Annotated in this window: 17 protein-coding genes; 4 read left to right on the top strand and 13 right to left on the bottom strand. The window is 56.6% G+C overall.

All coding sequences use genetic code 11. The annotated features are described in order from the left end of the window. Positions 1–1,234 (bottom strand): 3-carboxy-cis,cis-muconate cycloisomerase (gene pcaB / locus PMI16_RS16825; protein ID WP_007881677.1); only part of this gene is annotated, 1,234 nt, incomplete at its 3' end. Positions 1,235–1,336: 102 nt separating this feature from the next. Between pcaB and PMI16_RS16820 the strand changes: the two genes are divergently transcribed. The 3 genes from PMI16_RS16820 (at position 1,337) to PMI16_RS16810 (ending at position 5,752) form a co-directional block, all read left to right on the top strand. Then, complete coding sequence (locus tag PMI16_RS16820; protein ID WP_007881674.1) at positions 1,337–2,113, top strand: GntR family transcriptional regulator; 777 nt, start codon at positions 1,337–1,339, stop codon at positions 2,111–2,113. Positions 2,114–2,340: 227 nt separating this feature from the next. Beyond that, positions 2,341–4,446, top strand: coding sequence for a putative bifunctional diguanylate cyclase/phosphodiesterase (locus PMI16_RS16815; RefSeq protein WP_081493432.1), 2,106 nt, complete (start codon positions 2,341–2,343; stop codon positions 4,444–4,446). Between the two features lie 31 nt (positions 4,447–4,477). Continuing rightward, entirely contained in the window at positions 4,478–5,752 is a 1,275-nt protein-coding gene (locus tag PMI16_RS16810; protein ID WP_007881670.1) for an ABC transporter substrate-binding protein, read from the top strand. 417 nt (positions 5,753–6,169) lie between these two features. Here the strand turns inward: PMI16_RS16810 and PMI16_RS16805 are convergent, their stop codons facing one another. After that, positions 6,170–7,312, bottom strand: a complete 1,143-nt coding sequence (locus PMI16_RS16805) for a branched-chain amino acid ABC transporter substrate-binding protein (RefSeq protein ID WP_007881668.1) — start codon at positions 7,310–7,312, stop codon at positions 6,170–6,172. 100 nt (positions 7,313–7,412) lie between these two features. Further along, on the bottom strand, positions 7,413–8,645 hold the full coding sequence (locus tag PMI16_RS16800; RefSeq protein WP_007881667.1) for an NAD(P)/FAD-dependent oxidoreductase: 1,233 nt from the start codon (positions 8,643–8,645) through the stop codon (positions 7,413–7,415). Positions 8,646–8,974: 329 nt separating this feature from the next. Between PMI16_RS16800 and PMI16_RS16795 the strand changes: the two genes are divergently transcribed. Beyond that, a complete protein-coding gene (locus PMI16_RS16795; RefSeq protein WP_007881666.1) occupies positions 8,975–10,381 on the top strand; it encodes an aminotransferase-like domain-containing protein in 1,407 nt (468 codons plus the stop codon). Positions 10,382–10,665: 284 nt separating this feature from the next. Here PMI16_RS16795 and PMI16_RS16790 read toward each other — a convergent pair whose 3' ends face one another. The 10 genes from PMI16_RS16790 to PMI16_RS16745 form a co-directional block, all read right to left on the bottom strand. Beyond that, positions 10,666–10,920, bottom strand: coding sequence for a hypothetical protein (locus PMI16_RS16790; RefSeq protein ID WP_034380965.1), 255 nt, complete (start codon positions 10,918–10,920; stop codon positions 10,666–10,668). Further along, the gene (locus PMI16_RS16785) at positions 10,913–11,212 is read right to left on the bottom strand and encodes a hypothetical protein (RefSeq protein ID WP_007881665.1); all 300 of its coding nucleotides are present in this window, start codon (positions 11,210–11,212) and stop codon (positions 10,913–10,915) included. The genes PMI16_RS16790 and PMI16_RS16785 overlap by 8 nt, the downstream gene beginning before the upstream one ends. Positions 11,213–11,248: 36 nt before the next feature. Then, positions 11,249–12,805, bottom strand: coding sequence for a methyl-accepting chemotaxis protein (locus tag PMI16_RS16780; protein WP_007881664.1), 1,557 nt, complete (start codon positions 12,803–12,805; stop codon positions 11,249–11,251). Between the two features lie 461 nt (positions 12,806–13,266). Beyond that, a complete protein-coding gene (locus tag PMI16_RS16775) occupies positions 13,267–14,220 on the bottom strand; it encodes a methyl-accepting chemotaxis protein (RefSeq protein ID WP_007881663.1) in 954 nt (317 codons plus the stop codon). 142 nt (positions 14,221–14,362) lie between these two features. Next, positions 14,363–15,724: an MFS transporter gene (locus PMI16_RS16770; protein WP_007881662.1), complete on the bottom strand. Its 1,362-nt coding sequence runs from the start codon at positions 15,722–15,724 to the stop codon at positions 14,363–14,365. A 28-nt stretch (positions 15,725–15,752) separates the two neighbouring features. Further along, positions 15,753–16,160: a RidA family protein gene (locus tag PMI16_RS16765; protein ID WP_007881661.1), complete on the bottom strand. Its 408-nt coding sequence runs from the start codon at positions 16,158–16,160 to the stop codon at positions 15,753–15,755. 113 nt (positions 16,161–16,273) lie between these two features. Next, positions 16,274–17,059, bottom strand: coding sequence for a benzoate diol dehydrogenase BenD (gene benD, locus PMI16_RS16760; protein WP_007881659.1), 786 nt, complete (start codon positions 17,057–17,059; stop codon positions 16,274–16,276). A gap of 11 nt (positions 17,060–17,070) precedes the next feature. Then, positions 17,071–18,087: a benzoate 1,2-dioxygenase electron transfer component BenC gene (gene benC, locus PMI16_RS16755; RefSeq protein ID WP_007881657.1), complete on the bottom strand. Its 1,017-nt coding sequence runs from the start codon at positions 18,085–18,087 to the stop codon at positions 17,071–17,073. A gap of 18 nt (positions 18,088–18,105) precedes the next feature. Further along, on the bottom strand, positions 18,106–18,606 hold the full coding sequence (gene benB / locus PMI16_RS16750; RefSeq protein ID WP_007881656.1) for a benzoate 1,2-dioxygenase small subunit: 501 nt from the start codon (positions 18,604–18,606) through the stop codon (positions 18,106–18,108). Next, positions 18,603–19,967, bottom strand: coding sequence for a Rieske 2Fe-2S domain-containing protein (locus tag PMI16_RS16745; protein ID WP_007881655.1), 1,365 nt, complete (start codon positions 19,965–19,967; stop codon positions 18,603–18,605). The genes benB and PMI16_RS16745 overlap by 4 nt, the downstream gene beginning before the upstream one ends. Positions 19,968–19,999 lie beyond the last annotated feature (32 nt).

The raw sequence follows: 19,999 nt of genomic DNA, 5'->3' as shown, positions 1-19,999 counted from the left end.
CGGCCAGCGAACCGCCGTTTTCGTTGGCGCTGCGGCAGGCGTCGTACACGATGTCATGGGCCTGCTGACGACCGATGAAAGGCGCCATCCCCATCATCACGGCTTCGGCGACGATGAGACCTTTGCTGATGCCAAGGTTCGCCTTCATGCGTTGGGTATCGACAATCAGTCCGCCGAGTGCGAATCTGGCTTGATGCAACGCTCCGGCGGTGAGGATGAAACTTTCCGGAATGGCGATCCACTCGGCATGCCATGGTCCGGTAGCGCGTTCGAAGTCCTGCACCATGGCGTCGACCATCAGGCCGGCATGCTGGCGCACCGCCTTGGAAGCGGCCAACATCAGTTCGCTGGAAATCGGATTGCGTTTTTGCGGCATGGTGCTGCTGGCGCCGCGGCCCTTGACGAAGGGCTCGTAGACTTCACCGAATTCCGTTGACGCCATGATCATGATGTCGAGTGCGATCTTGCCGAGCGAACCGGTAATCAGCGCCAGCAAATTGATGGCCTCAGCAAAACCGTCGCGGGCGACATGCCATGTCGTCGCCGGCACGCCAAGATCGAGTTCTTCCGCCAATGCGCGCTGCACGTCGAATCCTTTGTCGCCAAGCGATGCCAGCGTTCCGGCTGCTCCGCCGAACCCCACTACGGCAACGCGCGGACGCAACTCGCTCAGCCGCTGCTGATGGCGATCGAACATGGCCAGCCAGATCGCGGCCTTGTAGCCGAACGTAATCGGGAGCGCCTGTTGAAGATGGGTGCGCCCCGCCATCGGCGTATCGCGATGCTTGAGTGCAAGATCGGCCAGTATTTTGCGCAGTGCGCGCACATCCTCGGCGACGATATCCAGGGCATCGCGCACTTGCAGCGCAACGGCGGTATCCATGATGTCTTGCGTCGTCGCCCCCCAGTGCACATAGCGCCCTGCTTCGCCGCACATGGCCACCAGTTGGTGCACCAGCGGCAGAATCGGATAGCCGACGATGTCGGTCTCATGGCGCATGTGTTCAAAGTCGATGCGATCAATTGTCGATTCCTTGGCAATGATGGCGGCGGCCTCCGCCGGAATCACGCCGACGCGGGCTTCCGCCTTCGCCAAAGCGACCTCCACATCGATGTAGCGCTGAATCAGTGCGTGGTCCGAGAACAGCGTGCGCATGGTCGCAGTTCCAAAAGCATCGCGGAACAGAATGGAGTCGACAACCGTGCTGGCTGTCGGGAAAGCTGAGATCGACATGAAAGGCCTGTATATATGTATGTACGAACAAGGAAAGGAATTGTCTCGTCCGTGAATTTTAATATGTTCGGACATATTAAATATAATATGTCCGAACATATCATGCAACACGTATTTGGACTTCCACGTCATAATTGCCGGATGAACTCTTTGCCAACAAAATCCAATTTCGTTGATATTGCGCAGCATCTGACACAAGGCATCACCTCCGGACGCTTTCCGGTCGGCAGCCTTCTCCCGACTGAAATGGAGCTGTGCAATCACTACGCCACAAGCCGCCATACCGTGCGCGCGGCACTGCATGAATTGCAGCAACTGGGCTTGGTTTCGCGAAAAAAAAATGTCGGAACACGCGTCGAATCGACTTGCCCGACCAATGAATTCAGACCGTCGCTGGCATCGCTGGAAGATCTGATCCAGTTCGGCAATACCCACGTGCGCAAACTGCAGGACGTGGCAAGCGAGAAGATCAAAGGCGATCTGGCAGGAGACCTTCGATGCAAAACAGGAAGCTCGCGGATACGCATTTCCAGCCTGAGAATGGATAGCGCCAATGATCGGCTGCCGGTTGGCTGGACGGATGTCTACATTGAGCAGGCCTACGCCGACATAGCCGAAATCGTCCGACATTCACCAGGCGTGCTGATCAGTACATTAATCGAAACACGCCATGGCCGAAGGATCGAACAGATCGAACAGGAAATCCGCGCGGTCACCATTGACGAACCGATGGCACAGTCCTTGCAAGTAGCGGTTGGCGCCACAGCGTTGAAAATTATTCGTTGGTATTCAGATGCCGCAGGGAAGATATTTGAAGTCTCGATATCGCTGCATCCGGCAGAGCGATTCTCCGTGTCCATGCTTTTGAAGCGATCGTGACATCACCTATGGACGTCAGCGAATTGAGATGGAGGGCACTTACGTCCGCTCGCCTGAACTTACTGAAGCGATTGACGGGAATTAATCTGAGACAATAATTTATCTACCCGTGCCTGTTGAGATGGAATATCTATATGTGCAACAATCCCTCATTAACGCCATGTCCGTCATTTCGAGCCGGACGATCGTTTCGGTAGGGAAACAACAATAGAGAGAATCGACGCAACATGGCGGACGCAGTCAGCGGTTTGAAAAAAGGGGGACTTACTGATGTAACACACAGAGCCTCACTTGACCGGCATATAAAATCAATCTCTCGTTACTATATGGGAACGCTGGTCGCGATCATCCTGATTGCATTGGCTATCTACGCCACCATGCAGGTTGTGCTTGAACGTCATTCCGTGCAGCAGCGCATCAGTTTTCTCACCAGCAATCAATTCATAAAATTTCAGCAATTGGCCAATACGGCGCGCGCATTGATGCGAGCATCCGCGGACAATGCCGTCCCCGTCAGCATGCTTGATCGCCTGACTTCGGACATGAATCAAAAAATCGCGGAAGTCCGGGATGCCAGTGCGCAATTGCAGATGCTTCGCCGGCAACTGGAGGAGGATACGGCACCCAGCGAACTCGACCTTCGTCTTCAGGGTTTCCTCGATCGGGCGGAATGGCTGGGTAAAATCGACAATGCCAGCAGAGGCCGTCGTTACTCTTTTTGGGGGCCCATCGATTTCGCTGCTGCGTCGGATAGCTTCATCATGCGAGGTTTTCAAGAGGAGATCCATCAATCCTTCGCCAAGAGCGAGGCCAGCATCGCTACCGCAAAGCGCATCAGTGCCCTGTTGATCTTGTCGCTGGTGCTTGCATTGTTTGTCGTGGGAGCGCTGATTCTTCTTCCATTGCTCAAAAAATTACGTATCGAGCATGAAAAGAAAAAAGCCTTCGAACAGCAATTGTCGATCCTTGCTCATAAGGATAGCCTGACGGGCATACCCAACCGCATGTCGTTCCATCAGATGCTGCAGGGACAGATTGACTCCGGGCCGTTGAACGGCTCTCCTGCAAGGAACAACTCCTTTGCGCTTTTTCTCCTTGATCTTGATCATTTCAAGGCGATCAACGACGCATTTGGACATCCGGCCGGCGATAGCTTGCTGATCGAAGGCGCGCAGCGAATCAGCTCCGTCATAGAGAATGTCGGCGTCGTTGCACGCATGGGCGGCGACGAATTTGCGATTCTGGCCCCCGATATCACCTGTGACGCCGAGGCCAAAGAATTCGCCCTTCGCATACTCGGAAGTCTGTCCTCGCTCTTCACGGTCGAAGGGCATACGTTCAGCATGTCGGGCAGCATCGGCGGAGCTCTTTTCCCTCACCATGCCTCCAATGCCCGGGACATGATCCGATGCGCCGATCTGGCGCTCTATGCGGCGAAGTCGAAACGCAACAGCGTCACCATCTTCGACGAGAAAATGATGGCGAGTCGCATTGCCGAAAGCCAGCTTCGTGCAGCCGTATTCGATGCCGCCAAAAATGCCGAATTCCTCGTCTACTACCAGCCCAAGATCGATATCCGCAGCGGCCGGCATGCAGGTTTTGAGGCGCTCGTGCGGTGGCGTCATCCCGAGCTCGGCATCTTGCCGCCGGGACGTTTTCTTCATCTTCTCGATACGGCGCCCGCGATGACATCGATGACCGAGTTTGTCGTCAATCAGGTTGCGCAAGACATTCGAAACTGGCGCAATGCGGGCATCGATTCAGGAAGCGTGGCGATCAATATGCCGGAAGCCATTTTGATTTCCGAGGCCGGTTACAACATGCTGGAGCATGCCGTCAAACGCTATTCGCTTGCCTGGAGCGACTTCGCGGTTGAAATTACCGAAGACGTTTTCGTGAACAAATATATGGAGCAGATCTTGACGACCGTCGCCAGGTTGCGCGTTCTGGGAGTATCGATCGATCTCGACGATTTTGGCACCGGCTTCGCATCCTTGACCAATCTCCGAAGTTTTCCATTTGACGACATCAAAATCGACCGCAGTTTCGTTTCCGATATCGGCATCAACGATAAATCGGAACAGATCATCAAAGCCATGATTGATCTCGTCGATAAACTCGGCAAGAAATGTACCGTGGAAGGCGTGGAGACGGAAGAACAGCTACGCTTCCTGCAAAGGTGCGGCTGCGTCATTGCGCAGGGTTATTTCTTCGCGCAACCCCAGCCATTCGAGGTGGTGACGCAGAGGTTGAAATGCGGCAGCCTTTTTATTGATGCGCTTGCTCCGTCTGCAACGTCGCGATGCGACCAAACCATGCAGCCCTCCGTTTAATCCCCGGCGATCTCCTGAAAGAATAGATTTGATGCTGCGCAGATATTATCGTTACCGGCAATGCATTGCCTTGATGCTGGCGACCTGCTTTCTTCCCGCCGCATATGCGGAGTCGCCATCGTCGAAAAAAAATGTGTCGTTGCCAACCGTGGAGGTCATGCATTTCTGGATTTCACAGAGCGAAGGCAAAGCGCTCGATATCTATCGTCGCGCCTGGGAGGGCTCAGGTGGAAAATGGGAGGATATGCCAGCCAGGGACAGGCAGGCGGAATTGAAGATCGTCTCCGACAGAATCGCCAACGGCTATCCTCCCACTGCCATGCAATGGCATGCCAACGAGGGAGCTAAAGAATTGCCGGCGATGGGGGTCATCCAGGATATCGAAGAAGTCGCCACCGCCGATCATTGGCGGGATTTTCTGCCGCCGAATGTGATTGATCTGATCAGCTATAAAGGGCGCATCTATTTTGCACCGGTCAATATCCATGCCGAAAACTGGCTCTGGACCAACAAAAGGATCTTCGATCGATTGCACTTGTCTCCGCCAACCAGCTGGAATGAAGTTCTCGACAGTGCAGCTAAAATCAAGGCGGCTGGTTACACCCCCATCGCACTCGGGTCTTCAACCTGGGAAGTTGCCCTCATTTTCAATGACATCGTTTACTCCGTCTACGGCCCGGCCGGCTATGCACGTTTAATGAACGGAAGCTCACCGAATGCGGCGCTGGAACCGGCGATGTTGAAAGCGCTCGACATTTTTCGGCGCCTCAGGGCTTTTGCAAATCCCGGCCGAGCCGGAAAAACGTGGGCAGATGCGGCAATCTCGGTTGGTCGGGGGCAGGCAGGCATGCAATTCCTGGGCGACTATGCAAAAGGCGAATTGATGGCCGCCGGCTTTGTCGTCGACAAGGATTTTCGCTGTACATTGGCGCCGGGAACCGAGTCGGTGTATTTCATCATCGTCGACTCCTTTGCTTTTCCGATAGGAAACAACAAGCTCGATCGCCGTTCCCAGCTTCTTTTTGCGCGCCATCTGATGAATGTCGACAATCAACTCGCCTTCAACCGCATCAAGGGCTCGATTTCGGTGCGGACCGACATTCAGCGTAAAGATCTCGACACTTGCGGGAAAATCGGCCTGGATTTTATTTCAGGCAAGAATAAGCAAATCTCAGCTCAATCCATGGTCATGCCTTCGCAAATGTCGCAAGAGTGGATGGATATTGTCGCGGAGTACTTCAACGATCCCAAGATCACTCCCGTGAACATGCAACGTCAGTTGGCGGATGTCTTGTCGCAAAAATGAACGTCCGCTTCCGGTGGCGGGTTCAACCGGTGGCTACAACAGATTGATAGTATGGATCCAGCGCTGCACAGATCTGATCCAAATTATTCGGCAGGCGCCTGGAATACAGGACTCGATCGTCGTCATCACTGATGACGACGAAACAGTTGTTCGAATGAAGGTCCATGCCACAAAATAACATCGCCGTTCTCCTGGATAAAATGAGGTCCGCTCCATGACTTTACGCTCGGCGCTTGCCGAGGGAGGACGGCCAGATGATGATCAATTTTCGATGCAAAACAACAATCTTGGCTTTTAATCGGTGGTGCACACTCTGTAAGCATAAGAGATGCGACTCAAACAAAGCCGAATCCTCTTTTTGAATAATATTCATCTTGACTGCGCTGTGTGTACCCACCATCGATTTACATAAACGCATCAATAAGTCTTCACTGGAACCGGGTTGCCATTTTTAAAATCATAGACGGTGACTGGTGAGTTTTTCAAATCCCTATTGCTATCGAATTCATAGGTTCCTGCAATACCTTTGTAATTGACAGCAGCCATCGCCGGAGCAAATTTTTTCGGATCCACCGAATTGGCTTTTTTCATCGCTTCGGCAATTACCATCACTCCGTCATAGAACGAAATCGAATACATCAACGGCTTCAGGTGGAAGCGCTTTTCATAGCGCGCGGAAAAGTCTTTCCCAAGCGGATTCTGGTCAAGAATAATGCCGCCGACCGTACACAAGACTTTGTCATCCACCGCATCGCCGCCGAGTTTTCCCATCTCGGCATTGCAGATGCCGTCGCCTCCCATCAAGTAAACATTCAATCCCAATTGTTTCATTTGGCGCTTCATTCCCGAGCCTTGGCTGTACATGCCGCCATAGAATATGCCGTCGGGTTTCTTGCTCTTGATGGAAGTAATGATGGCATTGAAATCGGTGGCCTTGTCGTTGGTGTAATCGCGTCCGACGATTTCAATGCCGTTGGCCTTGGCCTTCTTTATAAACTCGTCTGCAACGCCGACGCCATAGGCACTGCGATCATCGACGACTGCTACTCTTTTCAGGGCAATTTCCTTTGCAGCGTAAGTGCCCATCGTGCCCCCCAAGGCGTTGTCCGTAGGCGTAACCCGGAACACAAAGGGATAACCTTGCACGGTTATTTTTGGATTGGAGGCGATCACCGCGAGAACGACTTGCGCATCGTTATACACTCTCGAAGCTGGCATCGCGACCCCGGAGTTGTACGGTCCGATCACCGCTTTGACACCAGCATCAATCAATTTCTGCGCGACCTGCACGCCGATTTTCGGATCTGCCGCATCATCTTCGCTGAGTAATTCGAATTTGATTTTTGCGCCGCCTATTACCAGGTTTTGCTGGTTAAGCTGATCAATCGCCATTTGCGCGCCGTTTTCGTTGTCTTTCCCGATCGCTGCCTGTGCTCCCGATAGAGGGCTGCTTAATCCGAGTTTGACGATTTGCTCTCCGGCGCCAAAAGATAATGCCGGCAAGAACAGTGCTGTGACGCCAGCACTTGTCAGGGCTTGTCGAAAAAATTTCCTGTTCATCACCATCTCCTAATGAATTTTTGAGATAACAAATCCTATTCAAGCCACTGTGTTTCTTAAATTCAGATCTGCATTTTGAAACACCTTGCAACTGCCGCTTTCAGTTAAAACGATCTGGCGCATACGGCGCCAGGTTAAACGGCGAGGATCGCCCTGCGACCAGGTCTGCAACCACGGCGCCGCTCAGGCCCCCCAGCGTCAGGCCGATATGCTGGTGGCCAAACGCGTAAATCACGCGAGCCGATGCGCGCGAACGGCCCATCACCGGAAGACCGTCCGGCAGACTCGGTCGAAAACCCAGCCATGACTCGGTCGGCGTGGTTAACGCTGGCAGTGCGCGTTTCGATGAAAATTGCAGCAGCTCCAGCAAGCCCTGATGTTTGGACGGATTCAAACCGGCCAGTTCGACTGTCCCGGCTACGCGGATGCCGTGTTCCATCGGTGTCATGTAAAAGCCGCGTTCGGCCCAGCCGACCGGGCGCGAGATGAGATTGGAACTGCCGGGATACGTGATGTGATAGCCGCGTTCGGTATCCAGCGGAATGCGGTCGCCGCACTGCCTGGCGAAACCTCCTGAGTGGGCGCCGGCACAGACGGCAACATAGTCGTGGGTTGCGCTGCCTGCTGCTGTTTCCAGCAGTACGCCATCGGATTGTGGCTTGATGTTATTCACAGCACGGTTCTCCATGCCTAATCCCGCCCGCATCAGCCAGGCCGCCAATGTTTTCAGAAAGGCCTCAGGATCCGACAAAAACCAGGATCCGGAAAACAGCACGCCGCGATCGAACAGCGGACTCAATTGCGGTTCCATCTGTTGGACTTGCTCGCGACCGACAATGCTGAAAGCGACGCCAAGGGAGCGCCGCAACGATAACGTCGGCTCCGAGGCACGGAAGGCAGCCGCCCCCGAATACAGATACAGGCATTCACTGCGGCGGATGAATCGTTCCAGGTCCGCGTGCTCGATCATTTCCCGATAGCCGTCATGTGCGCGGCTTAACAGCACCGACAGTGCGCCGGCGGAAGCAACATAGCGTCGCTCTGTCGAACTTTGCAGGAACCGCACCAGCCACGGCGCCAGGTGTGGCAAATAACGCCAGCGCAAGCGAAACGGACTGTCGGGAGAAAGCATGAAGCGCGGCAGATCCCGGAATACCGATGGATTGTTCACCGGGATGCATGCGTAGTTGGCAAAGGTTCCAGCGTTTCCATATGAGGCGCCGCCGGCGACACCGGCCGGATCGTAAATAGTGACCTGATGACCGTCCCGCATCAGCCAATAGGCTGCGGACAAACCAACAAAGCCAGCACCGAGAACTGCTACTTTTGCCATAACGTGCTCACCCATGTATCAATGAATGCCGGAGCAAACGGATATTTCCGCTCCGTTCCAGTGCTTAAATTGCTTTGGAGCAGATCATCCGCGCCACGTCTCGATGTGTTGACTTTGCAGTAAGTACAAATAATTTTAGTACCCACACAAAAATCTATAATTTACATATTTTCATAAGTTTTGTATGGATGCAAGATATTTTTATGCGGTGCTTTTGACGCCTGCAAGCTATTTCCTTTGAGGAACATGGCAGATAAATGGCCGTACAAGAGTGAGTTACAATGCAAACGTTTGTGTGATTCAAATTATTTTTGTATGGAGCTTTTCTCTTGCCCAAGCATGAAGACCGTGATTTCGAATCACCTCTGCGTAGCGCCGGATTGACAAAACCGTTTACCTACCAGGATCTGGCCGCCAAGCTCGAAGCCGACATCCGCCGAGGCGTCTATCCGCCAGGTAGTTGCTTGCCTGCACAGCGGCAGTTGGCTGAAGAAATGGGAATCAATGTCTCGACCGTATCGCGTAGCTATCGCGAGTTGCAGTTGAGCGGCCTGGTGATCGGCAGCAAACGGCGCGGCTCGATGGTGACCGGCGGCGCGATGCCACATGTCGCGGCAGCTCATCCATCTCATTCCGGCGCGATTGACTTGACCGTGAACCGGCCGGCAACGCGCGATTTCCTAAACCAGCTGGCGCTGACCATGGCCGATTTGCCGAAAGATCCGCGTTTCGTCGAATTACAGGAGTATCAACCGCCTCAAGGTCCGCTTTGGGCCAGGGTAGCGGGGGCCAAATGGATGGCGACAGCCGGCTTCGAACCGGATCCGGAGAATGTTGTTGTGACCAGCGGCGCGCAACACGGGTTGTATGCCGTGATGAACAGCTTGATGGGGATCGACGGTGCAATACTGGCCGACCGCTTGACATATTACGGCCTGAAGGCGTTGGCGCCGGTGTTCCATTTTGAGATCATCGGGGTCGATAGCGACGCTCAGGGCATGTTGCCGGAAGTCCTTGAACGCGAGTGCGCAACGCGTAAGGTGAAGGCGATCTTTACCGTGCCGAATTTCCAGAATCCCACCGTCGTCACCATGAGCCTGGAGCGCCGTGCCGCACTGGTGGAAATTGCGCGCCGCCACGACGTTCAAATCATTGAGGACGATGTCTACGGTCCCTTGGTCGAGCAGCGTCTGCCGACGCTGGCCAGCCTGTGCCCTGAGCGCACTTATCACATATCGTCGACTTCAAAACTGCTAGCCCCCGGCTTGCGTCTCGGTTTCCTGGCGACACCGCCGCACCGCGCTGCGATTGCCGCCGAAGCGGTGCGTACTACCGCCTGGATGCCGGCGCCGATTTCAATGCTAATCGCTTCCCAGTGGATCGAGAATGGCATCACCACCCAGTTGCTCGCGGCGCAACGCACAGAACTGAAGTATCGCCACGACCTGGCGCGTGGTTTGCTTGATGGTGCACAGATCAGCAGCGATCCCGCATGCATGTTCATCTGGCTGATATTGCCCGCCCCCTGGCGCGCCGATGACTTTGCAGCGAATGCGCAGGCGCGAGGAGTTAGCGTGATGCCGGCGTCAGCGTTTGCGGTTGGCCGTTCGGAAAGCGAACACGGCGTCCGCATCAACCTTTCCAGCGCCTCATCGCGGGAAGATCTGGTAGTAGCGTTGAGGATCCTTGCCGAGACGCTCAATGACCGCCCTCGGGCACTTTTCGGCAACGCCTGAGCAAGTGCAGCGAGTCACGCTAATGCACTCGCTCGGTTAGCCGCGAAGCGGGCTGCTCTGCAGCCTGATTCAAGATTCGTCAATCAGAAAGTTGCGCTCCGGGCAGCATGATATCGTCGGAACCGGGAATTCCCATCACGAAGGTGCCGCCAGCCACGCCAAGCAAGGCAAGGTCAGCAGATCCAGACTAACGCCAAAGCTGCGATTGCTAGCCTCAGAGCCACCGATCGATTGAACCCGCCGCCAGCAGCAGCCCTTGAAATTCAGCACCGAAGGCAAGAAAATCAGGTCGATTCCTGACTCGTTCCGGTCGAAGCGTCAAACACATTTCTTCGTTCAATTTCACCGTGTACCGAGTACATTTTTGCGTGCTTCCGTCGTTCCGCGTCTAACGCATCAAGCAGCTTTTCAGCTTCCCTTTTGAATGCTTCATCCCGCTTGTCAGATGCATATCTGAACGCGAAAAAGCAAACCAACCCGCAGGCGGGAAAAAAAAGCCCCAGAAAAACAGGTAATTTGTGCAAGAAAATTTCAATCATCGGACCACCATTTGACAATTTTCCTTAACATGTCCAGACGGCAGTACTGAGACCGCGTCGTGACCTGGTATTCGAACCCTGGGGCCAGGAACCATTCTTCTTCCGGCAACGGCCTGAAATCGAAGTTAATCCTTTTTCTTAAATAGTCCTTCTCGAATCCGATCAATTCTTCTTCAAACTCACGTTCAATCAGATACAGGCGAATAACGAACAGAAGACCTGCACAAAGTAAAATCGTATCCGTCAACAAGGGCGCCGCCAACCAGAAGTACGATGTCAATCCTGTATTCAAGTTATCCTCTCTGTCCGTCGCAAGTCGGGGAAGCTATTAAGTCACAGGATCCAGGCGGAACGTCGCTACGATGGCGGACAAAGACGACGACTCGCTCAACAAGGACTTGGCTGCCGCAGCGGATTCTTCAACCAGGGCCGCATTTCGCTGGGTGCCCTCATCCATTTGATTGATCGCCAGGTTGACCTGCGCGATGCCGTCGCTCTGCTCTTGGCTGGCCGCAGAAATTTCTGCGACAACATCAGTCACGCGTTTGACGCTGGCCACGACGTCGTTCATGGTGGCGCCCGCCTGTTCGACCAATTGGCTGCCGCTTGTCACCTTGCTGACAGAGTCGTCAATAAGCGTTTTAATTTCTTTGGCAGCCGATGCGCTGCGTTGCGCCAAACTGCGCACCTCCGACGCGACCACGGCAAATCCGCGTCCTTGCTCGCCGGCACGGGCAGCTTCCACGGCGGCGTTCAGCGCCAGGATGTTCGTTTGAAAAGCAATGCCATCAATGACACTGATAATTTCAACAATCTTCTTCGAGGATTCGTTGATGGCCCCCATCGTGTCGATCACTTGACTGACAACCTTGCCCCCTTGAATCGCTACATCCGATGCAGATACGGCCAATTGGTTTGCCTGCCGCGCGTTGTCTGCATTTTGCTTGACGGTTGCCGTCAGCTCCTCCATGGCCGAAGCTGTTTCTTCAAGCGCGCTGGCTTGCTGTTCCGTCCTGCCGGAGAGGTCCATGTTACCTGTCGATATTTCCGCAGAAGCGGTCTCGATCATGTTGGTGCCGGCGCGTACCTGGCTGACGATGCCGGCAAGGTTATCGCGCATTGTTTTGATGGCAAACAAGAGGCTGGACTGATCGCCGGTCCTGGTTTTTACCTCGACGGTAAGTTCTCCGCTTGCAATTTTTTCAGCAATTGCCGCCGCATAAGCTGGTTCGCCGCCAAGCTGTTTCAGGAGACCTCGGGTGATGACGACTGCGACGCCGATGCACAGCACGAATACAATGCCTGCGAGAATCAAGATCAACTGCAGAGAGCGATCGGAGACCTGTTCCGCCGTATCGCGAGCCTTGTCGTTTTGCGCTTTGGCTGCCGATAAGACGGCGTCGATATCAAGCACGATCTGGCGACGCAGCGGACTGCACTCATTCACCAGAAAGTCGCTGTATTCATTCATTTTCCCCGCTTCGCGGTACATGCGCGGACGCTTTAGTTCTTCCGCCATCCGGAGCAAGCCGGCGTTCACTTTTTCGAACGCCTTGTCTCCATTGAAGACCGGCTGCAGTTTCTTCAGTGCGGCCAGATAAACGGCACGCTGTTCATCGACGATGGCGAGTTCCTTCTGCGCGTCTTTTTCATCTTTAAAGATAAAGGCGTTGCGTGCAGCGAGACCCGTCTGGTCCAGCGCCTCACGCGCTTCGTACAAAGGGTTCAGTTTTTCCTCTTGCATGGCATTGCCGTGACGCATCGCGCCCGAAATCGACGAGAGGCTTGAGAGCGAAACGATGACCAACACGCACATAAGCACCAATAACGTGCCGAAGCCCAGGATCAATTTGGTACCAATTTTTAGATTTCTGAGGTATGTCATCAAGTTCTCCTATTCGGCTCATACGAAATAGAACGGTTGGCATGCGGTAATTCAGATCCTCTTTCCAATGGGAATCCGTATCTCTACGATGCAGAACTGACAGCAGCATCGGTAGTGACAAAGTAACCAGAAACTACTCGGTATGTAATAGGGATTTACCTTATTTCCAGGCGACAAGAAATGCGAAGGTGGTGTGCAAGGGATGGGATGCCGACGACTTCGTTGAAAGCGTCATCGAGGTTCTGGAGAGCTTGCGTCTCCTTGATAAGACCACGTCAAAAGACCTGGACCATAAGTTCGCATCCGGCCGGATGGGGACAGCCGCCGATGCAAACCCTCTTGATTTTGGGACTGATCCATCAGCCGGGAACGCGGTCGCAACGATGGTACCCGAGCACTACCGAACGCCTGAGACTGATCAAGCCGTCCCGGATTGGGCCCATCGTCCTCGACCTTGTCAGCTAGTGGGGAAGCGCCACCCTGGTCGCGCCTTGTTGCAGCAGCACCTGCATTTCCCGCGACAAAATGGACGTCACCTCGGACTGGTCGCTCAGTGCGTCATTGATTCCGCCGACAATGGCCACTCGCTTACGCGCGCCGTCGATCACCTCTTCCATGGCTTTGTATGCCTGCTCCGCTCCGGAACGTCCAACGCCAGCCTGCAGCGCCGCCTTCTCTGCGTCCCGCAGGGCCTCTCTTGAAGACCGGCTGAGCGACTCGGCAATGTTGCCGATTTCCTTGCTGGACTGGCCGACCCGGCCGGCCAATCGCTTGACCTCGGCAGCAACCACCGCAAAGCCACGACCGCTGTCCCCTGCACGAGCAGCTTCAATGGCGGCATTGAGCGCCAGCAGATTTGTCTGGCTTGAAATGTCGTGAATGCCCTCGACGATATTTCCGATAGTCGCAGCCTGCTCCACGAGATTCCGGTAAGTCTGCAGAGAGGTATCGATATAGATGCCGATCGTCGTGACAGATTCCACCGCTTGCTGCACCGCCTTTACCGCCCGATCAACGCTAGCGCCCGACTCCTTCGCCACCGCTCCCGCGCGCGCCATGTCGGCAATCGTCCTTTCCAGCAAGGAGAGCAGGTCCTGAACACGAGCATGCAAGGCATGCATGCCATGCTCGCTGACGAGAAAAGCTAGCTGCTCCCGCGGATGGATGGCGGATGCGTCGATGACGCTGGAAGCGGCCGGCGGAATAACCGTGGTGACGCGATCGGCCCGCGCCGGGGCTGGCAACCGCGATTGCCGCCCCGTAGCAAACAGAATGCCCAGCACGGCCACAGGAAGTAATACGGCGGTCAATCGCGCCGCATCCGGCATGGTTTCGTCAAACAGATACCAACAGCAGGCAGCGATCACGCAAATCGCCGCAGCCAGGCATAAGCCCTTCAGACTTCTCGCGAACATTGCTGTCTCCTTGCATGACGGACATGGCCGTCGGCGATATGCAATTTCAATAAACCAATGCCCCGGCACCGATTCGGCCAACACCTTTCACCTGGAATATTGGCCATGCCAAACCGCCGATCAGAATCATGACGCGCCACCTTCACAGGCGGCTGGAAGCGGTGGGAGCCAGGGCTGATGCCGCCTCGCTTGCATCGCCGCGGGGACGGCGATACCACAGGATAAAGAAACCCATGGCCAGTGCAGCCACCAGGCCGGGCACGGCAAACACCAGAAAATTCATCTTCAGCGGAAGAGCCGCCGCCATCAGCCCGCCGCCCAGCAGTGGGCCGACGATGGCGCCCGTGCGGCCAATGCCGGAAGCCCAGCCCAGCCCCGTGGACCGGATCGCCAGTGGATAAAACTGCGCCGTATTGGCATACAGCAGGATCTGTGTGCCAATGGTGGTGGCGCCTGCGATGCCGATCAGCAGGTACAGCACAGGCGTCGGACTATTGAATCCCAGCAGCGCGATGGACACCGTTCCCAGCGCGAAGAAGCTCACCACAACCTTGGGCAGGTTGAAGCGGTCGCCCAGCCAGCCGCCGGCGATGGCGCCCACCACGCCGCCGAAATTCAGCATCAGCAGGAACGACAGGCTCGATCCAAGGCTGTAGCCGGCATTGGCCATCAGCTTGGGCAGCCAGGAACCCAGCGCGTACACCATCAGCAGGCAACAGAAGAAAGACAGCCAGATCATGAAAGTGCCCATGGCGCGCGCTTGCTTGAACAAGTCGAGCATAGGCACGCCAACGCTCTTGGCATCGACCTGGATCAGTTGTGCATCCGCGTCCAGCCGCACGCCAGGCGCGACCATCGCCAGCAACTCGCGCGTCTTGGCATGCTTCCCCTGACGCAGCAGAAAACCCACGGATTCGGGCAGCTTCCACAGGATGACGGGAAGTAGCACCAGCGGCACGGCGGCGGCGAAGAACATGGACTGCCAGCCGAAGCGCGGCAGCATGTAGATGCCCAAGCCCGCGCACAACACGCCGCCCAGCGAATAACCGCTGAACATGATGGCCACCAGGGTGGTGCGCAGGCGCTTGGGCGCGTACTCGTTCATCAGCGCCACGGCATTGGGCATCAGCCCGCCGCAGCCCAGGCCCGCGATGAAGCGGCAGATGCCGAACTCGGCAGGCGTCGCGGCAAAACCGCTCAAGAAGGTTGACAGGCTGAACAGCACGAAGCTGATGGCCACGCCCTTCTTGCGCCCCACGCGATCGGCCAGCGGGCCGAAGATGAAGGCCCCGAACATCATGCCGAACAGCGCATAGCTTCCCAGCGCGCCGGCCTGCACGGGCGTCAGGCTCCATTGCTTCATCAACACGGGCAGCACCGCGCCGTAGATGAACAGGTCATAGCCGTCGAAGATCAACAGCAATGCACACAGGCACATCACCATCCAGTGGAATTTCGTGAAGCGGGCGTTGTCGATGATCTGATTGATTTCAATTGTTTTCATATTGGTCTCCTCCGTTTTATTCGCTGTTTTATTCGTCGCTGGTCTGCAGCTCCGCGATGGCTTTGATTTCTACGATGTAGCCGGGTGCGCCGCCGAGCATGTGCGCACCGACCGCCGTCCACGCCGGCAAGGGGTGCGAACGGAAATAGCGGTTGCGTACCTGCATGAACAAGGGCAAATCACGCATATCGGTATGGAAGCTCGTCAGATCGACCACGTCCGCAAGCGATGCGCCGGCCGCCTCCAGCACCAGCCGGAGGTTGTCGAACGCTTGCACCATCTGCGCTTCGCGGCCTTCGACCAATTGCATCGACAGGTCGCGGCCGATCTGGCCGGACACGTAGACGGTATTGCCGACCTTCAGTGCGGGGGCATAGCCGATCTTTTCGTACACCGATTCCATTCCTGGCGGAATGATGGCTTTTCGAGCACACATGGAATTCCTGTTCACGGTTTGTCAGCAAAAAACGCTGCGATATTGTTCATGGCCGGCGGCTTCCGACTGACCGGGATAGTTGCGAGAACGCCCACACACGCTTCGCCTGCTGCTCAGCCGTTGTCCCCGCCGGCGACAGGCAGCACTACGCCTGTGATGTAGCCGGCCTCCTCCGAGGCGAGAAACAAAATGGGAGCCACTTGCTCGTCGAGGCTGCCGTAGCGCTTGAAGAAGCTGGAATCGGTGACTTGCTGCACGGCTTCGTTCATCCAGATTTTTTCCTGCTCGCTGTCGCCGGCGGCATTGCGCTGAATACGCCGGGGCGGCGCCTTGGTGCCGCCTGGCGCGCTCGCCACGACACGGATGTTGTGCTCCGCGTACTCCATGGCCAGCGCCGTCGTGAGCGCATTGACCCCGCCCTTGGCCGCCGAGTACGGCACACGGCGTATGCCGCGCGTGGCATTGGACGACACGTTGACGATCGTTCCGCCTCCGCGCGCCAACAGGTGCGGCAACACCGCGTGGCAGGCATACAGCGTCGGCATCAACGAACGGCGGATTTCCGCATCGATCTGCTCCGGTTCGAACTCGGCATACGGGCGCATGCGGATGGCGCCGCCGACACCGTTAATCAGAATATCGATGCCGCCGAACTTTTCCACCGCAAACGCCATCGCGGACCTGGCGCCTTCATAGGTTTCGAGATCGGCCACAAAGCCGGCCGCGTTTTCTCCCCCTCTCCCGCCCGGCGCCTCGGCCGCCACCTCCGCGACGAAATCTGCACGGTCGACAAACAATACCTTGCCGCCTTCAGCGGCAGCGCCCAGCGCAACGCCACGGCCTATGCCCTGGGCCGCGCCGGTCACGACCACGACCTTGCCGTCAAAGCGATTTTTCATGTGCGCTCCGCCTATGCAGTGACTTGATTGGCGGCAAACTTCTCGTAGTGGAAGCTCGCCGGAGTAATGCCTTCGGTCTTGAAGTACTTTTGCACCGCCTCCACCATGGGTGGCGGGCCGCACAGGTACACATCCACATTGCCTGCGTGCAGCGCCTGGGCGGGCATGTGTTGGGTGACATAACCCTGGCGCTCGTGGGCGGTCCCGGGGTCGGCCACGCAAGTGGTGAATGTAAAGCCGGGCACGCGCAGGGCATATTCCTGGAGGCGTTCCACCAGCACCAGGTCCTGGTCGCGCGTGACGCCATAGATCATGTGCACGGGATGGTTCGTGCCCTGGCGCGCCAGTTCCTCCAGCATCGAGAGGAAGGGCGCCAGGCCCGTGCCGCCGGCCAGGAACAGCAGCGGCCTGGTGACCGCGCGCAAGTAGAAGCTGCCCAGTGGGCCGGTCATCTCCAGCGTGGCGCCTGATGCCGCGCCGGCCAGCCAACCGCTCATCAAGCCGCCAGGCACATGCTTGATCAGAAACGTCATGCGGCGCGCTCCCGAGGCCGAGCTGAACGAGTAGGAGCGATGCTGTCCGCTGCCCGGCACGCCGATGTTGACGTACTGGCCCGGCAAAAAGGGCGGCGCGTCCCCGGCAACGTCGAGCGCCAGTTCATAGGCGGCATCGCCGAATGGCGCGACGGCCGCGACCGTGCCGCTGAACTGGGCAGTGCCGGTCTTGCAGGCCGTCGAAGGCACGGGCACGGCGATAACGCAGTCGGATCGGGGCACCATCTGGCAGGTCAGCACCAGTCCATCGGAGACTTCGTCACCGCTCAGGGCATCTTCGATGTAATCGTCCCCCATGTCGTAGGCGCCGCTTTCGGCGCGACATTTACAGGTCCCGCACACGCCATCGGAGCAATCCATGGGCAGGTTGATGCGGTTGCGGAACGCGGCGTCCAGCACTTTTTCGTTGGCGCCGCAATCCACGAAGCGGGTGACGCCATCCTCGAAATTCAAGGCAATGCGATAACTGTTCATCTTGTGTCTCCCTGCCGGTCAGATGTGATAAACATCGATGACCTGGCGGATGTAGTCGTTCTTCAGAACGATCTTTTTGCGGCCGATCAAAAAATCGCCTTCCACCTTGCGCAAGGTGGCAAAGACCGTCCCGAAGAAATGGTCGGTCAGCTTGTATCGATGGCAAAGCGTGTGGAAGTTGTATCGCACCTCGACCGCGTCGCCGCGCTCGGCCAGCACTTCCACATTGGTGATCATGTGGTTGGTGCGCGGCTCCGGCATGGAGGCGCTGGATCGTTCCGTCCTGATGCGGAAAATCCGATCTTCCAGTCCGTTGCGGTTGGCGTAGTAGATCAGCGAAATCTCGCTCTGCGGGTCTTCGGTGAGCTGGTCGTCATCGTCCCAGGCCGGCATCCAGTATTCGACGTCCGGTGCATACATCTCCAGCCACGGCTCCCATTCACGCTCATCCAGATGACGTGCCTCGCGGTAGAGAAAAGCGCAGATCGCGCCATGATCAACTGCGGTCGCTACGCTCATGGCAGCACTCCTTCGCGCTCTTGCCGTACGGCCTTGCGCATCTCCTGCGTCCAATAGTGGTGCTGGCACACGAACAATCCTTCATCTTCGCTGCGCTCGCCGCTGAGCAAGGGCTTCATGCCCATCTTCCTGGCGTTTTCATCGGGGCCGTCGATCCACAGCGGCGCACCACGGCTGAGGTCGTTCCAGCGCACGGCAGAGCCCGCATAACCGGCCTGGCAGGCGCGGAATTCTTCCAGGTCGTCCGCCGTCCCCATGCCGGAGACGTTGAAGAAGTCCTCGTACTGGCGGATACGCGTCGTGCGATCCTCGGCACTTTCCCCCTTGGGGCCGAAGCAGAAAATGCTGATCTCGGTTTTGTCCACGCTGATGGGGCGCGCGACACGGATCTGCGTGCCGAACTGATCCATCAGGAACACGTTCGGGTACAGGCACAGGTTGCGGGTCTGGCCGACGATGACATCGGCGCGCTCCTGCCCTACACGTCGGGCAAGTTCTTCACGCTGGTTCCAGATCGGGCGCACTTCCGGGTTCAGCGTATTGGTCCACAGAAGGATGTGGCCATTTTCGAAACCGTACACGCCGGCCACGGCCTTGCTCCAATTGTTGGCATCGGTGGCTTTGGTGCCGCCCTCCTTGCGCCGGCCCATGGTGGCCGCGTAATTCCAGTGCACGGTGCTGACGTGGTAGCCATCGCAGCCGTTTTCCATCTGCATTTTCCAGTTGCCGTCGTAGAGATAGCTGGAGCTGCCGCGCAGCACCTCCAAGCCATTGGGCGCCTGGTCAACGATCTGGTCGATGATGACGCGCGTCTCGCCAAGGTATTCTTCCAGCGGCTGCACGTCGGCGTTGAGGCTGCCGAAAAGGAACCCCCGGTAGCTCTGAAAGCGCGCTACTTTGGTCAGGTCGTGCGAACCGTGCGTGTTGAAGGACACCGGGTATTCGGTGTTCTTCTCATCCTTGACCTTGAGCAGCTTGCCATTGTTGCTGAACGTCCAGCCGTGGAACGGACAGGTGAAGCTGCTCTTGTTGCCATGTTTGCGACGGCACAGCATGGCGCCCTTGTGTGCGCAGGCATTGACGACCGCGTGCAATTCCCCCGCCTTGTCGCGCGTGACCACGACGGGCTGGCGGCCGATCCAGGTGGTGTAGTAGTCGTTGTTGTCCGGAATCTGGCTCTCGTGCGCCAGATAGACCCAGTTCGATTCGAAGAGATGTTTCATCTCCAGCTCGAACAGATCCGGGTTGGTGAAGATGTCGCGGCGGCAGCGGAAAATACCGGCTTCCTTGTCGTCCTTCAAGGCGGTGTCCAGCAGCTTCTCGACCTCGTCGTACTTGTCAACAGTGGCAATCGTTCTCATGGTGAAATCTCTCCAGGGTGCAACCCGCCCCC

Origin of the sequence: Herbaspirillum sp. CF444, assembly GCF_000282135.1 — a bacterium.
Taxonomy (GTDB): Bacteria; Pseudomonadota; Gammaproteobacteria; order Burkholderiales; family Burkholderiaceae_D; genus Herbaspirillum.
Note: the sequence above shows the minus strand (reverse complement) of the source record. Positions and strands in the feature narration are given on the sequence as shown.

Excerpts from the sequence above, each read along its gene's own strand:
- PMI16_RS16780 (WP_007881664.1), bottom strand. The coding sequence starts at position 12,805 with ATGACATACCTCAGAAATCTAAAAATTGGTACCAAATTGATCCTGGGC.
- PMI16_RS16770 (WP_007881662.1), bottom strand. The coding sequence starts at position 15,724 with ATGAAAACAATTGAAATCAATCAGATCATCGACAACGCCCGCTTCACG.
- PMI16_RS16805 (WP_007881668.1), bottom strand. The coding sequence starts at position 7,312 with ATGAACAGGAAATTTTTTCGACAAGCCCTGACAAGTGCTGGCGTCACA.
- PMI16_RS16815 (WP_081493432.1), top strand. The coding sequence starts at position 2,341 with ATGGCGGACGCAGTCAGCGGTTTGAAAAAAGGGGGACTTACTGATGTA.
- PMI16_RS16810 (WP_007881670.1), top strand. The coding sequence starts at position 4,478 with ATGCTGCGCAGATATTATCGTTACCGGCAATGCATTGCCTTGATGCTG.
- PMI16_RS16790 (WP_034380965.1), bottom strand. The coding sequence starts at position 10,920 with ATGATTGAAATTTTCTTGCACAAATTACCTGTTTTTCTGGGGCTTTTT.
- PMI16_RS16820 (WP_007881674.1), top strand. The coding sequence starts at position 1,337 with ATGCAACACGTATTTGGACTTCCACGTCATAATTGCCGGATGAACTCT.
- benB (WP_007881656.1), bottom strand. The coding sequence starts at position 18,606 with ATGAGCGTAGCGACCGCAGTTGATCATGGCGCGATCTGCGCTTTTCTC.
- benD (WP_007881659.1), bottom strand. The coding sequence starts at position 17,059 with ATGAAAAATCGCTTTGACGGCAAGGTCGTGGTCGTGACCGGCGCGGCC.
- PMI16_RS16775 (WP_007881663.1), bottom strand. The coding sequence starts at position 14,220 with ATGTTCGCGAGAAGTCTGAAGGGCTTATGCCTGGCTGCGGCGATTTGC.
- PMI16_RS16765 (WP_007881661.1), bottom strand. The coding sequence starts at position 16,160 with ATGTGTGCTCGAAAAGCCATCATTCCGCCAGGAATGGAATCGGTGTAC.
- PMI16_RS16800 (WP_007881667.1), bottom strand. The coding sequence starts at position 8,645 with ATGGCAAAAGTAGCAGTTCTCGGTGCTGGCTTTGTTGGTTTGTCCGCA.
- benC (WP_007881657.1), bottom strand. The coding sequence starts at position 18,087 with ATGAACAGTTATCGCATTGCCTTGAATTTCGAGGATGGCGTCACCCGC.
- PMI16_RS16745 (WP_007881655.1), bottom strand. The coding sequence starts at position 19,967 with ATGAGAACGATTGCCACTGTTGACAAGTACGACGAGGTCGAGAAGCTG.